This window comes from Plantactinospora sp. KBS50, from assembly GCF_002285795.1.
Lineage (GTDB): Bacteria > Actinomycetota > Actinomycetes > Mycobacteriales > Micromonosporaceae > KBS50.
This window is the reverse complement of record NZ_CP022961.1, coordinates 1284135-1297569: the sequence shown is the minus strand read 5'-3', so window position 1 is coordinate 1297569 and position 13435 is coordinate 1284135. Positions and strand designations below refer to the sequence as shown.

Here is a 13435-nt window from a genome sequence, read left to right as displayed (position 1 = left end):
CGTTACCGGTTGTGCGGGCTCTCCGCGTAGCTGGCGCCGCCGTTGGCCTCCCGGGTGAGTGGCCGCGCGCCGCCCTCCGGCGGACCGGCCAGCGACTGCTGCCCGGCGGCCAGTTCCGGGAACTTCAGGTCGAACGCGGGGCGCTCGGAGCGGATCCGCGGCATCCGGTCGAAGTTGCGCAGCGGCGGCGGGCAGCTGGTCGCCCACTCCAGCGAGTTGCCGTGGCCCCACGGGTCCATCACGTCCACCACCGGGCCGGTCTTGTACGACTTCCAGCAGTTGTAGATGAACGGCAGGGTCGAGACGCCGATGATGAACGAGCCGATCGTGGAGATCATGTTGAGCGTGGTGAACCCGTCGCCGGGCAGATAGTCGGCGTACCGCCGGGGCATGCCCTCGGTGCCGAGCCAGTGCTGCACGAGGAAGGTGGTGTGGAAACCGATGAAGGTCAGCCAGAAGTGGATCTTGCCGAGTCGCTCGTCCAGCATCCGGCCGAACATCTTCGGGAACCAGAAGTAGATGCCGGCGAACACCGCGAAGACGATCGTGCCGAACAGCACGTAGTGGAAGTGCGCCACCACGAAGTACGTGTCGGAGACGTGGAAGTCCACCGGCGGGCTGGCCAGCAGCACGCCGGTGAGGCCGCCGAACAGGAACGTGGTGAGGAAGCCGACCGCCCAGAGCATCGGGGTCTCGAAGCTGAGCTGCCCGCGCCACATGGTGCCGATCCAGTTGAAGAACTTCATCCCGGTGGGCACCGCGATCAGGTAGCTGAGGAAGCTGAAGAACGGCAGCAGCACCTGGCCGGTGGCGAACATGTGGTGCGCCCAGACGCTCATCGACAGCGCCGCGATCGCGATGGTCGCACCCACCAGGCCCTTGTAGCCGAAGACCGGCTTGCGGGAGAAGACCGGAAGGATCTCGGTGATGATGCCGAAGAACGGCAGCGCCACGATGTAGACCTCGGGGTGGCCGAAGAACCAGAACAGGTGCTGCCACAGCAGCGGGCCGCCGGTGGCCGGGTCGTACACGTGCGCGCCCAGGATGCGGTCGGCGGCCAGCGCGAACAGCGCGGCGGCCAGCAGCGGGAAGACCATGATCACCAGGAGGCTGGTGATCAGGATGTTCCAGGTGAAGATCGGCATCCGGAACATCGTCATGCCCGGCGCCCGCAGGGTCAGGATCGTGGTGATCATGTTGACCGCGCCGAGGATGGTGCCCAGACCGGAGATCGCCAGACCGACGACCCACATGTTCGCGCCCACGCCGGGCGAGTTCATCGCGTCGCTGAGCGGGGTGTAGGCGAACCAGCCGAAGTCCGCCGCGCCACCGGGGGTGAGGAAGCCGGAGACCGTCATGGTGCCGCCGAACAGGTACAGCCAGTAGGCGAAGCTGTTCAGCCGCGGGAACGACACGTCCGGCGCGCCGATCTGCAACGGCGTGACGAAGTTGGCGAAGGCGAACACGATCGGCGTCGCGAAGAACAGCAGCATGATCGTGCCGTGCATGGTGAAGAGCTGGTTGTACTGCTCCGCCGAGAGGAACTGCAGCCCCGGCCGGGCCAACTCGGCGCGCATCAGCAGCGCCATGAACCCGCCGATCATGAAGAACGCGAAGGCGGTGACCATGTACATGATCCCGATCTGCTTCGCGTCCGTCGTGCGCAGCAGCCGCGTGAGGGCAGATCCTCTGACCTGCTGCCGGACCGGCCACGGCCGGGTCACGATCGGCTTCGGTGCGACGGTGGTCACGAGTGGCCTCCGGTTCTCGTTCGTCCCGCTCGGCACGCCCGGGGACCTGCGGGGCTTGGCACGCCCGTGGATCTGGTCGGCGTAGCACCCCCGGGACTTACTGGGCGTACCTCGCAGCGAGAATAGTCCTCCAGGTGCGGCCCCGTTCCGCCGGGTGGGTGGCCGGTGACCGGGGGCCGCGTCAGGCCGGTTCCAGCAGGAGCCGGTAATGCTGCTGGAAGATCCGGCCGCCCCGGCCGCGCAGCACCGGGTCGCGCAGGGCCGGCGGCACGTTGCGGGTCCGGTCCCGGTCGTGGGTCCGGTCGCGGACCCACTTCGCCCGCGGCCGTCGCCGGACCTCGTACGCGCGCAGCGCCTCCTCGACACTCTCGCCGGCCCGCAGCGCGGCGGCCAGCACGACGGCGTCCTCCACGGCCATGGCCGCACCCTGGGACAGCGTCGGCGCCGTGGCGTGCGCGGCGTCGCCCACCAGCACCACCCGGCCGTGCGACCAGCGGCCCAGGTCGAGTTCGTCGGTCGGCGCGACCCGCACGTCGCGGAGCGCGTCCAGCACGCCCGGCACCGGGCCGCCGTACCCGGCGAACAGCTCCCGCAGCCGGGCCAGCGGGTCGGCCGGCACCTCGGTGCCGGACTCGTCGGCGTAGCAGTAGAGCCGGCCGCCGCCCATCGGCATCACGAGGAAGCCGGCCCGCTGGCCCAGCACGGCGACCCAGTCGCGCACCTCCGGGCCGCCGTCGACCACCCCGCGGTAGGCCACCTGGCCGGCCAGCCGGGGCGGGCCGCCGAGCGCGGCCAGCGTCCGCACCGCCGAGCGCGGCCCGTCCGCGCCCACCACCAGGTCGTACGTCTCCTCGGCGCCGTCGGCGAAGACCACGCTGACGCCGTACCGGCCCGGGCGTACCTCGTACACCTCGACGCCGTGCCGGACCGGCCCGCCGGCGCCGTCGAGCAGCACCTCGTGCAGGTCCGAACGGGACAGCGCCCGGCAGTCGCCGACGCCGGCCCACAGGCCGCCCAGGTCGACCTCGCAGAGCTGCCGCCCGGAGACGTCGAGGAACCGCTGCCGCTCGATGACCTGACCCAGCCGGCGCAGCGGCCCGTCCAGTTCCAGGTGCCGCAGCGCCCGGTCCGCGTTCCCGGGCAGGAAGATGCCCTCCACGCTGGGCATCGGCGCCGGCAGCCGCTCGACCACCTCGGGCCGGAAGCCGGCCAGCCGCAACGCTCGGGCCGCCGCCAGCCCGGCTATACCCGCTCCGACGACGAGAACGCGCAGGGTGGACTGGATCATCGCAGGCGACGCCTTTCGCGAGTGTCGATACTCGTCGAAGGCAGAAGGCTACTGTATGCGACCGTCGCGCGATAGCGCCGATTGGATCCACCCGGCCGCCCGGCCCGGTCCGCGGGGCGGCGTTCGGCCAGGCCAGCCCGGTCGCCAGGCGGGTCGGCCGGGGCTCCGCGGGGTGGCCCGCCGGCCGTTCGGATACCGGGCCTCCGCCGCTCCGGTTGCGGCAACTTTTCATCCATGTAAATCTATGAAAAGCCCGTGGGAGCGCTCCCGGCGCCCGAGACCATACACCAGGAGCATCATGAGACGCCCTATCCGGACCATCCTCGCCGCCGGCCTGCTCGCCGCGGGCGGGCTGGTCGTGGTCGTGGCCGCCAACCCGGCCGCCGCCGACACCCAGATCTGCGACCAGTACGGCACGACCACCGCCGCCGGCCGGTACGTCGTACAGAACAACCGCTGGGGCACCTCGGCCCAGCAGTGCATCAACGCCACCGACTCCGGCTTCACCATCACCACCCAGCAGGGTTCGGCCGCCACCAACGGCGCGCCGGTGTCGTACCCCTCCATCTACCTGGGCTGCCACTACACCAACTGCTCGCCCGGCTCCCCGCTGCCGATGCAGTTGGGCAGCATCGGCAGCGCGACCAGCAGCATCAACTACACGTACGTGAGCGGGGCGGTCTACGACGCCGCGTACGACATCTGGCTGGACCCGAGTCCCAAGCGGGACGGGGTGAACCAGATGGAGGTGATGATCTGGTTCAACCGCCAGGGTCCGATCCAGCCGATCGGCTCCGTGGTGGGCAACGCCAACATCGCCGGACGCAGCTGGGAGGTGTGGCGCGGCAGCAACGGCGCCAACAACGTCATCTCGTACGTCGCGCCGTCGGCGATCAGCAGCCTCACCTTCAGCGTCCTGGACTTCCTGGCCGACGTGCGCAACCGCGGCGCCATCACCAACAGCTGGTACCTGACCAGCATCCAGGCCGGGTTCGAGCCCTGGCAGGGCGGCGCCGGGCTGGGCGTGAGCGGCTTCTCGGCCACGGTCAACGGCGGCACGCCGCCGACCACCACGCCGCCCACCACCGCGCCACCGACCACCGCACCGCCCACCACCGCGCCACCGACCACCGCACCGCCGTCCACCGGCGGCGCCTGCCGGGTCACCTACACGGCCAACACCTGGAGCGGCGGCTTCACCGCGGACGTGACGATCGCGAACACCGGGTCCAGTGCCGTCAACGGCTGGACGCTCACCTACAACCTGCCGGCGGGCCAGCAGGTCAGCAACGCCTGGAACGCCACCGTCAGCCAGAGCGGATCGGCGGTGACCGCCCGCAACGTCGGCTACAACGGCACCATCCCGCCCGGCGGCTCGGCCAGCTTCGGCTACCAGGGCACGCTCAGCGGCGGCTACTCGGCACCGAGCGGCTTCGCCCTCAACGGCACGGCCTGCACCCAGGGCTGAACAGCCCGGCACGCCGCCCGCGACGCCGGCCGGCCCCCATCTCGGGGGGCCGGCCGGCGTCGTGTCTGCCGCAAGAGGTAGGGCCCGAATTTTACTGTGGACAATTATCGATGCACCCATCCATTGATCGTTGACGCGAAGTGCGGTTACATAGCGAGAGCAACTGATTACTCACTTTTCGGGGGTGGCGAGATGCCGACGGTCACGGATGCCGGCTCGACCGTGCCGCGTCGCCAGTTGGGCCGTCGGCTACGGCAGCTACGCGAGGACGCCGGCATCACCGTCAAGGCAGCCGCCGACGCGCTGGAGTGGTCGACCCCCAAACTGTGGCGCATCGAGGGCGGCATGGTCTCGATGCGCTCGCTCGACGTGGAGGCCATGTGCCGGGTGTACGCGGCACCCAGGACGGTGACCGACGAGCTGATGACCCTGGCCAAACAGACCCGCACCCGAGGTTGGTGGCACGCGTACGCCGACGTCATCCCCGGCTGGTTCGAGCTGTACGTCGGGCTGGAGGCCGCGGCCAGCCGGCTGCGCACGTACGCCCCCGAGGTGGTGCCGGGGCTGCTGCGCACCGAGGCGTACGCCGAGGAGGCGCTGCGGGTCACCCAGCCGGCACTGCCCGACGAGGCCGTCCGGCGGATGGTGGCGGTGACCGGGCACCGGCAGGCCACGCTGTCCCGGCGCACCCCGCCGCCGCCGAAACTGGAGGTCGTGCTCAACGAGTCGGTGCTGCGCCGGTCGCTGCGGGACCGCGCGGCGATGGCCGCCCAACTGCATCACATCCTGGCCCTCACCGAGCGCCGCACGGCAACGGTGCGGATCATGCCGCTGGACGCCGGACTGCACCCGGCGGTGGCGGCCGGCGGCACCTTCACGATCCTCACCTTCACCCCGCGGGACAGCGGCGAGGCCGAACCGCCGACCGTCTACCACGAGGGCCTGACCGCAGCGTCCTACCTGGACAAAACGGCCGACGTGGAGGCGTACGACAACGCCTGGGCCGGCCTGCGCGGCGCGGTGCTGGACGAGGCCGACTCCCGGGCGCTGCTGGCCGACGCCGCCAAGTCCTACGAGTGACGGCTACGGCCGCCGGTCAACCCCGGCCGCCGCTGAGGCCGTCGATCTCGGCGAGTTCCGCCTCGGACAGCGAGAAGCCGAAGACATCCAGGTTGGACCTGATCCGTTCCGGCGTGACCGACTTGGGGATCGCGACGAAGCCGTGGTCGACGTGCCAGCGCAGCACCACCTGGGCCGGCGTGACCCCGTGCGTACCGGCGATCCGGACGAGCACCGGGTCGCTCAGGTCGACGTTCTTGAAGGCGCTGTAGCCCTCCAGCACCACCCCGCGGTCCCGGTGCTCCGCCGCCCGCGGCCCGTCGTACAGGGCCGGGCTCCACTTGATCTGGTTGACCGCCGGCGCCTCGCCGGTCGCCTCGATCAGCTCGTCGAGCTGGGCGGTGCTGTAGTTGCTGACCCCCACGGCCCTGGCCCGACCCGCGTCGCGGGCCGCCAGGAGTTCCCGCCAGGTGTCCACGCCCGCCTCGCCGCCGGGCGGCCAGTGGATCAGCCAGAGGTCGACGTAGTCGCAGTCCAGCGCCGCCAGGCTGGCATCCAGCGTCCTCCGCTCGTTGCCGGCCTGCTGCGCCGGCAGCTTGGTGGTGATGAAGACATCCTCCCGGGGGACGCCGCTGTCCCGGACCGCGCGGCCGACCTCCGTCTCGTTCCCGTACATGGTGGCGGTGTCCAGGTGCCGGTAGCCGGCGTCCAGCGCCGCACGGATGGCCTCGTAGCCGGTCTGCCCGGTGACCTGCCAGGTGCCGAAGCCGATCAGCGGCATGGACACGTTCTTTGGCAGGTCGGCGATGGGTTGTCCCGCAGGTCTCGTCATTCCGCCTTCCTACCCGAGCGACCCCACCGCATGCCAACCCGGCCGGGCGCGTCGCCCGGCCGGCGGCGGTCACGGGGGTCAGGAGGTGGGCGGTTCGTCCCGACCGGCGGCCTCCAGGGCGTCGGCCTCCTCCCGGGTGTGGTGCACCGCCTGGTCGGCGTGCTCGGGCGGGCCGTAGACGGTGTAGAGCACCAGCGGGTTGGGGCCGGTGTTGACGAAGTTGTGCCGGCGGCCGGCGGGGACCACCACCAGGTCACCGGCCGCCACCGCCCGGGTCTCGCCGTCGACGCGCGCCTCGGCGGTGCCGCTGACGAAGCTGAGGATCTGGTCGGTGTCCTCGTGCACCTCCTCGCCGATCTCGCCGCCGGGCGGAATGGTCATGACGACGAGTTGGGTGTGCCGGCCGGTCCACAGCACGCGACGGAAGTCGGGGCTGCTCTCCGCGGTGGTGGCGATCGTGTAGTGCTCCATGCGTCCCTTCATACCCCGCGGCGCACCGATGCCACCCACCGCGCCGGACGCGCCGGCCGGTCGGAGGGGAGGTCGGCATGCCCGGGTGCGGTCCGTCAGGTTTATCCCCCCGTTTCCGGGGGGATTCCACCGGCCAAGGCCGGAACGGCTGGTCCCGTACCGGCCGAGCCAGGTCCCCGTCGGCGTACCGCCGGAATGGCTGCGTCGATGGGAGACGGCCGGAGCGCGGTGCCCGCTCCCCCCGTGGGAGCGGCGCCGTGCGCCCCGGAAATCGTTGCCGGACGCGGCTGCCCGGACATCACCAGCCGGACATGGGCGGGCCTCCGCGAGGCTGCGGGTCGCGGAGGCCCTGCTATTGGCGGGTCAGGCGAGGATGGCGAGGTGGAAGGCCCGGTCGCTGAGCGCCCCGGCCGAGTTGTAGGTGGCCACGAAGACCGCCGCGGGAACTCCGGCCCGGCCGACCACGACGGCCGTGCCGTCGGCCGGTACGCCGAGGCTGCCGGTGAAGCCCTGCGCGGCCACGAACCCGGACCGGGACACGTCGTGGCTGAAGGTCACCTGGTACTGGCCGAGGGCGAGCCGGGACGTGGCCACGGCGCCGAACCCCCGAGCGAGCGTGCCGTCGGAGTTGACGACGGCCCAGAAAGCCTGGGCGGTCGGTGGCATGCCGGCGCTGGTCGCCGGGACGAGGGTACGAGCGGCCTCCTCGACCTCGCCGGGTGCGGCCTCGGGCTGTTGCGTGACGTGTTCCTTGCGGGATTCGGACATGGGCTGCTCCTTGCCCGGACCGTTGCCGATCCGTACTACGAAGGGTGACGCCGACATCGCCGATCTGGTGAAAGTGCGCTTGTTGCACTACCGAGAGTAACGGCGACGGGCATCGGAGCCCAGGTCGAACACCTGTCCAATCATGGACATGGCCGGCGAACAGAACAATTCTCATCTTGTGTCCGCCCGGACGTGGGCCGGCGGCCCGGTCGCAGTCGCGGCCGGACCGCCGTACCGGTCGAACTGGACACCGACCGGGGGAACCCGCGGCTACCGCAGCGTGCAGCCGGTGCTCGTCGGCGGGGATGCCGCGCCGTTGACCACCATGCCCCAACTCGTCTGGCCACCGGCCGGGATCGCGCCGTTCCAGCCGACGTTGTCCGCCACCAGACTCTGCCCGGACTGGGTCACGGTCGCGTTCCACGAGCTGACCATCTGCTGCCCGCCGGCGAAGGTCACCGTGCTGGTCCAACCGGTGCTGGCCACCGTACCGTTGTTCGACACCGTCACCTGGACCTGGAAGCCGCCGGCCCAGGCGCTGACGATCTGGTAGCTGACCGTGCAGTTCCCCGCCGGCCCCGTGGGGGTCGGGCTGGCCGTCGGCGTCGGGCTCGCGGTCGGGCTCGCCGTGGGGGTCGGGCTGGCCGTCGGCGTCGGGCTCGCGGTCGGGCTGGCCGTGACCGTGGGGCTCGCCGTCGGGCCGGTGCCGTCCGACGTGGTGTAGCTGATCCCGGTGTACGCGGTCGAGCACTGGCTGCCGCAGGAGGCGGGCAGCGTGAACCGGTACTCCCGGCCATTGTTGATCAGGCTGTCGTTGACGTCCCGCACCCGGATCCGGAAGTCCGTGCCGCCCGAGGTGGTGGCGCCGATGATGAACGACTGTCCCATGTCGGAGTTCATCTGCGCGGCCTGCCAGGTTCCGCCGGTCAGGTACTCCACCCCGTGAATGCCGTTGGCCAGGTGGGACACCGAGATCGCCGGCCAGTACACCTGGGCACCCTGGAGGAACCCGATGTTGATGTCTCCGCTGTAGTTGGGCGCCGGCACGAAGTTCCACGAGACGTGCCGGTTGTTCCAGTGCGTCGGGTTCATGTCGCCGACCGGCGCCCCGTTCTTGACGAACCGGTTCAGCGACGGGGTGGAGAGGTCCAGGTGGTACGGGTCGTCGCGGCACCAGGCGTTCCCGTCGCCGCAACTGTCGGCCACCAGCATGGTCAGGCTCGCCCCGTTGTACGCGTCGGCCACCCAGGACCCGTTGCGGCAGAACGCCTGGTTGGGTGCGCCGTCGTTGGTCCCGGTGCAGTAGTCACCGATGCTGACCTGGACGTACCGGCCGCAGTTGCGCCCGTTGTCCCACAGACCGATCTTGTCCGCCTGGGAGGCCGGCAGCGGCCTGGTGGGGAACGACGAGTAGTCGCCGGGCAGGTTGTAGACGTTCAGTGCGACGAAGTCCTGGCTGTCGAGCACGGACTGCGGAAGCCCGCAGCCGCCGTACGGCGCCCCGAGTCCGTCGAAGTGGGTGGCGTTGCCGGTCACCGGCGCGCCGGGAGTGGGTTCCGGTACCGAGGCACCGCGGGCGGGAAGTTGCACGGCCAACAGTGCGACGGCGGCCAGCAGGATCAGCGCGGCCAGGAAGAAGGCCGGGCGGCGGACGGCGGACGGGCGGACGGGATTCGCCCCCACGCGCTGCGCCGAGGAGGGAAAGGCGGACATGCTGAGGCCCTTTCCAGGCAGGATGAAACCGATCGGGATCGACAGTGGCGCCCGAAACCACTTTCCCGGCCCATCCGCGCCCGCCTATGTCATCACCCGGCGCGTGGCGGTGTCAACGGCACGCGGCGCCGCTCGACCGATCGATGGCGTTGAAACTCCATCTTGCGTCAAGAACCTTCAGAATGTTCAATCGATCTGGAAGAAGTTTCCAGCGCCGCCGGCGCCGGTGACGCTCGACCATGACGGCGCCCCGACCGTGACCGCGGGGGGCGACCCGCCGCCGGTCCCCGTACCCCCGGAGGTCACCATGTCCGTCCCGATCCCCCGCCGCTCGCTCCTGCGCGGTGCCGCGCTGCTGACCGGCGCGGCGGCGGTACCACTCGCCGCCCGGCCGGCCCTGGCCACCGTCAACCAGCCGACCATCGCCAACTGCGCCACCTGGGGCGCCCGGCCGCCGTCCACCGCGGTCACGGTGCTGAACAACAGGCCCAACAAGATCATCATCCACCACACCGCGTTCCCGAACTCCACCGACTACAGCCAGGCGCAGGCGTACGCCAACTCCCGCGACATCCAGAACCTGCACATGGACACCAACGGCTGGCTCGACTCCGGCCAGCACTTCACGAACAGCCGGGGTGGCTACCTCACCGAGGGCCGGCACGGCAGCCTGTACGCGTTGCTGCACGGTCAGACCATGGTGCAGGGCGCGCACTGCGTCGGGCAGAACAACCAGGCCATCGGCATCGAGAACGACGGCATCTACCTGGACGTGCAGCCGCCCGTCGCGCTCTGGAACAGCCTGGTGCTGTTCTGCGCCTTCACCTGCCAGCAGTACGCCATCCCGGCGACCGAGATCTACGGGCACATGGACTTCAACAACACCCAGTGCCCCGGCCTGCTCCACGAGCGGCTGCCCGAACTGCGCTCGGCGGTGGCCGCCGCGATCGGCTGAGGCGCGGCCGAAACGTTGCGGCGCCGCGTGACCGGATGTCACGCGGCGCCGCGGGCGGTACGCGAGGCGCGGGGTCGGTGGCCGGGGCTCGCGTCCGGTGATGGCTGGACCGTGGTGCTGCGAGGCCAGGCTAGACAGCGCCGCAGCGGCCGCCAAGACAACAGCCGGTGATCCGTCAATATGAGGTGATGTGCGGATTTTCGCCGCCGGGCGGACCGCCGCTATCCCAGGTCGGTGATGACCAGGCTCGGAAGATCGTCGGCCCGGGCCAGCCACCGGACCCGGCTGACGGCCGGCAGGTACAGCTCGCACCCGGTCCGGGTGAAGCGGACGGTGACCGCCCGACCGGAGTGCCGCGCGGCGAGCCGGGCGAGGTCCGGCACCGGGTCGTCGGGCAACGCCGCCGGTTCGGCCCGCGGGGCCGGGATCGCGACCTCCGGATCCGCCGGTACGGCATCGGCCAGCGCGATGTCCAACTGCTCGACAAGTGCCCCGGCGGCCGCCGCGGCGCTCGGATCGGCCGGGAACTCGTCGGCCGGGACCGGCGCGGCCAGCGGGAGCAGCCGCAGCTGCCACCGGGGACCGTCGGGCCAGCGCAGCACCGCGCCCCCGGGGCCGCGGCCCGGGGGCCAGGCCACCCGAGGGCGCAACCCGCCCGGCGCGCCGACCGGGGCCGGTACCGGCACGCCGTCCCGGATCGTGACGACCAGCGCCAGGTCGAGACCGCGGGCCAGCCGGACGAACGCCGCCGGCGAGAGGGGGTTCGGCCCGCCCGCCGGTACGCCGGGCGGACCGGCGAGCTGCCCGATCCTCCCGAGCCGGCGCGCCGGGTCCCGGACCAGCGCGGCCGAGCGGCCGATCGCCACCCGCCACGGCTCCCGCCAGCACTCGGCGATGGCCCGCGCCGCGCCGCCGTACCGCCGCGCCGCGGGCAGGTCCGGCCGCCAGCCCGCCGGCAGGTGCAGGACCAGTTCGTCGGGTGTGCCGGCGACCCCGACCGCGCCGGCCAGCTCCTGGATCCGGTCGGTGAGGTCCACCCGCCAGCCGCCTGCGGGGTCGGGCCGGGCGGCCAGGTCGCCGGGTTCCACGCTCAGCGAGCGGACCGCGCCGGTGTCGGCGTTGGCGACCGTCAGCACCAGTTGTGCCCGCCGCCGGCCGCGCCCGCCGCAGGGCGGGCAGGATCCGGCCCCGACGCCGGGAGCCGGGTCGGCGGCGCAGGACGGACAGGGGATCACCGGGATCGTGCGGGTCATCCGGCCACCTCCGCCGTGCACGGACCGGGGTGGTCGACCCGGCGGGCGCAGCGGTGCCCGCCGGCCAGCCGCCGATCGCAGAAGACCCGGTGCCGGACGCCCTGGGCGTCCTCGGCGGACACGGTGGTCTCCCCCGGGTCGACCTCGGCGAGGAAACCGAGGGAGCGGGCCAGCGTACCGGCGAAGTGCCGGGCGGCGGGAAGGTCGGCGGCCGTGAATGGCACGTGCGCCACCCAGCGGGCGGAACGTGGGGGCATCGGGTGCTCGTTGCGGCAATGTGGGCGCACGGCAGCATCACCCTTTCGCGCAGGGATTCTGGTCCGGAATGGTGGTGACCGGTGGATCGCCGGCGACCGGTCGCGCCGTTCGGAACCAAGCTTGGGTGCCGGCGACCTGGGTTTCAACGAGTAACGGGCCATTTACGACCGGTATTTCGCCCCAACAGGCCGATGTTGCACGAAAGCGGGCCGAAATGTTGCATGGAAGCCGCTCAAACGGTCCTTACCGGTCGGAAGGGAACCGGAACAGCCCGGCCGCGGTGAGCCGGCGCGGGTCAGCCGCGGATGGCGAGCTGATCGAGCCTGGGCAGGCCGATGTCCACCGCGTCGGCCCGACCGGTGGCCGCGTCCACCGCGTACAGCCCGCCGTCGGTGGACTCGACGAACAGCCACCGCCCGTCCGGTGACCAGGCGACCCGGCCGGCCTGGACCACGTCCGGGTCCACCGGTACGTCGATCCGCCGGCTGTGGCCGCTGGCCAGGTCCACCAGGTGCACGGCCGGGGTCAACGGGGTTCCCGCCGGCAGCAGGGCGACCCGGTCCCCGTCCGGCGAGACCACCCCGGCCGACCGCTCGCCGCCGGGCAGCCGCAGCGGAAGCTGGCGTCGGGCACCGGTGGCGCGCTCCACCACCAGGGTGGCGCAGCGGTACCGCTCGTCGCATTCGCGCACCAGCAACCGGGTCGGGCCGGCCGCCAGCACCGTCCCGGTGGTCAGCCGGTGGATGCCGTCCGGACGCACCGTGTAGCTGCCGCCCTCGGCCCGGAAGCGCGGATAGCCGGCGCCGTCCGGCTCGACCCGCTCCGCCGTGGACGGCATCGCCAGCCCGATGTCCCGCGGCTGGCCGTCGATGCCGACCAGGTCGAACCGGTCCTGCGCGGACACCCAGACGGTGTCGGCCCCGGGTCCGGGCAGCACCACGCCTCCCCCGCTGAGCGCCGAGGCCAGCGGTCGCGCGGCCCGGCCGTCCTCGACGCCGTACCCGGGAACGCGGTCCAGCGGCCGGATGACGGCCCGGTCCGGTCCGATCAGGAACGCGACCGGACCGCTGCTGTCCAGCGCCGGTGCGGTGGTGACGGTCAACCGGCCACGGGCGGGTTCGACCCGCACCACGGTCGAGCCGCTGCGGCCGAACAGTTCCCAGCCGGCACCGTCGAACAGCGGGTGCCCGAGGTCGGTCACCGTCGGAGGGCCACCGACCGGCCCGGACGGCACGGGCGGCGTGGTCCGGCCGGTCGAGGCCGTCGCCGGCGGCGTGCCCGTCGGTACCGGTTCGGCGGACCGGCCCGGGTCGCGGCGTTCGAGGCGTACCAGCACGGCCAGCGCGACCAGGACGGCGAGCGCCAGGGCCAGCAGAGCGGGCCGGCGGCGACGCCACCGGTCGGCCCGCGCCGGGCCGTGCTCCAGGACGTCCGGCCGCCGGTCGTCGGCGGCCGTCGCGTCGCCGGAGACCGTCACACCGTCCGAGACCGGGACGCGGTCGGAGACCGGGGCCTGCGGCTGCGCGGGGTGCTGTCCGGGCTCCATCGAACCCATTGTCCGCGGGTCCCGCCGGTCGACAACCGGGCACCGGGCCGACCGCCGGTCCGCGCCGCCGAGG

12 protein-coding genes are annotated in these 13435 nt (G+C 72.2%); 3 read left to right on the top strand and 9 right to left on the bottom strand.

What is annotated here, in order from left to right; genetic code table 11:
• Positions 1–2 precede the first annotated feature (2 nt).
• Together ctaD and CIK06_RS06005 are read right to left on the bottom strand one after the other, a co-directional pair.
• On the bottom strand, positions 3–1751 hold the full coding sequence (gene ctaD / locus CIK06_RS06010) for a cytochrome c oxidase subunit I (protein ID WP_095563984.1): 1749 nt from the start codon (positions 1749–1751) through the stop codon (positions 3–5).
• A gap of 181 nt (positions 1752–1932) precedes the next feature.
• Entirely contained in the window at positions 1933–3039 is a 1107-nt protein-coding gene (locus tag CIK06_RS06005; protein ID WP_095563983.1) for an FAD-dependent monooxygenase, read from the bottom strand.
• 298 nt (positions 3040–3337) lie between these two features.
• Here CIK06_RS06005 and CIK06_RS06000 point away from each other — a divergent pair, with 298 nt between their 5' ends.
• Together CIK06_RS06000 and CIK06_RS05995 are read left to right on the top strand one after the other, a co-directional pair.
• Positions 3338–4507: a cellulose binding domain-containing protein gene (locus tag CIK06_RS06000; RefSeq protein WP_095563982.1), complete on the top strand. Its 1170-nt coding sequence runs from the start codon at positions 3338–3340 to the stop codon at positions 4505–4507.
• Between the two features lie 192 nt (positions 4508–4699).
• Positions 4700–5587, top strand: a complete 888-nt coding sequence (locus CIK06_RS05995) for a helix-turn-helix transcriptional regulator (RefSeq protein WP_095563981.1) — start codon at positions 4700–4702, stop codon at positions 5585–5587.
• 16 nt (positions 5588–5603) lie between these two features.
• On the opposite strand, the gene CIK06_RS05990 is transcribed toward CIK06_RS05995, so the two are convergent.
• From CIK06_RS05990 to CIK06_RS05975, 4 genes are all read right to left on the bottom strand, one after another.
• The gene (locus CIK06_RS05990; protein ID WP_232534044.1) at positions 5604–6398 is read right to left on the bottom strand and encodes an aldo/keto reductase; all 795 of its coding nucleotides are present in this window, start codon (positions 6396–6398) and stop codon (positions 5604–5606) included.
• Between the two features lie 78 nt (positions 6399–6476).
• Entirely contained in the window at positions 6477–6869 is a 393-nt protein-coding gene (locus tag CIK06_RS05985) for a cupin domain-containing protein (protein WP_095563979.1), read from the bottom strand.
• 363 nt (positions 6870–7232) lie between these two features.
• Positions 7233–7637, bottom strand: coding sequence for a hypothetical protein (locus CIK06_RS05980; RefSeq protein ID WP_095563978.1), 405 nt, complete (start codon positions 7635–7637; stop codon positions 7233–7235).
• A gap of 270 nt (positions 7638–7907) precedes the next feature.
• Entirely contained in the window at positions 7908–9350 is a 1443-nt protein-coding gene (locus tag CIK06_RS05975) for a cellulose binding domain-containing protein (protein ID WP_095563977.1), read from the bottom strand.
• Positions 9351–9657: 307 nt separating this feature from the next.
• On the opposite strand from CIK06_RS05975, the gene CIK06_RS05970 reads away from it, so the two are divergent.
• Positions 9658–10305 carry a peptidoglycan recognition family protein gene (locus CIK06_RS05970; protein ID WP_095567604.1) on the top strand — a complete coding sequence of 216 codons (648 nt, stop codon included), beginning with the start codon at positions 9658–9660 and terminating at the stop codon, positions 10303–10305.
• Positions 10306–10526: 221 nt separating this feature from the next.
• Here the strand turns inward: CIK06_RS05970 and CIK06_RS05965 are convergent, their stop codons facing one another.
• The 3 genes from CIK06_RS05965 to CIK06_RS05955 all read right to left on the bottom strand — a co-directional run bounded on the left by CIK06_RS05965 (position 10527) and on the right by CIK06_RS05955 (position 13362).
• Entirely contained in the window at positions 10527–11558 is a 1032-nt protein-coding gene (locus CIK06_RS05965) for a hypothetical protein (protein WP_095563976.1), read from the bottom strand.
• Entirely contained in the window at positions 11555–11815 is a 261-nt protein-coding gene (locus CIK06_RS05960; RefSeq protein WP_095563975.1) for a hypothetical protein, read from the bottom strand. Before CIK06_RS05960 ends, CIK06_RS05965 begins: the two co-directional genes overlap by 4 nt.
• Positions 11816–12111: 296 nt before the next feature.
• The gene (locus CIK06_RS05955) at positions 12112–13362 is read right to left on the bottom strand and encodes a hypothetical protein (protein WP_157756624.1); all 1251 of its coding nucleotides are present in this window, start codon (positions 13360–13362) and stop codon (positions 12112–12114) included.
• Between the last annotated feature and the right edge of the window lie 73 nt (positions 13363–13435).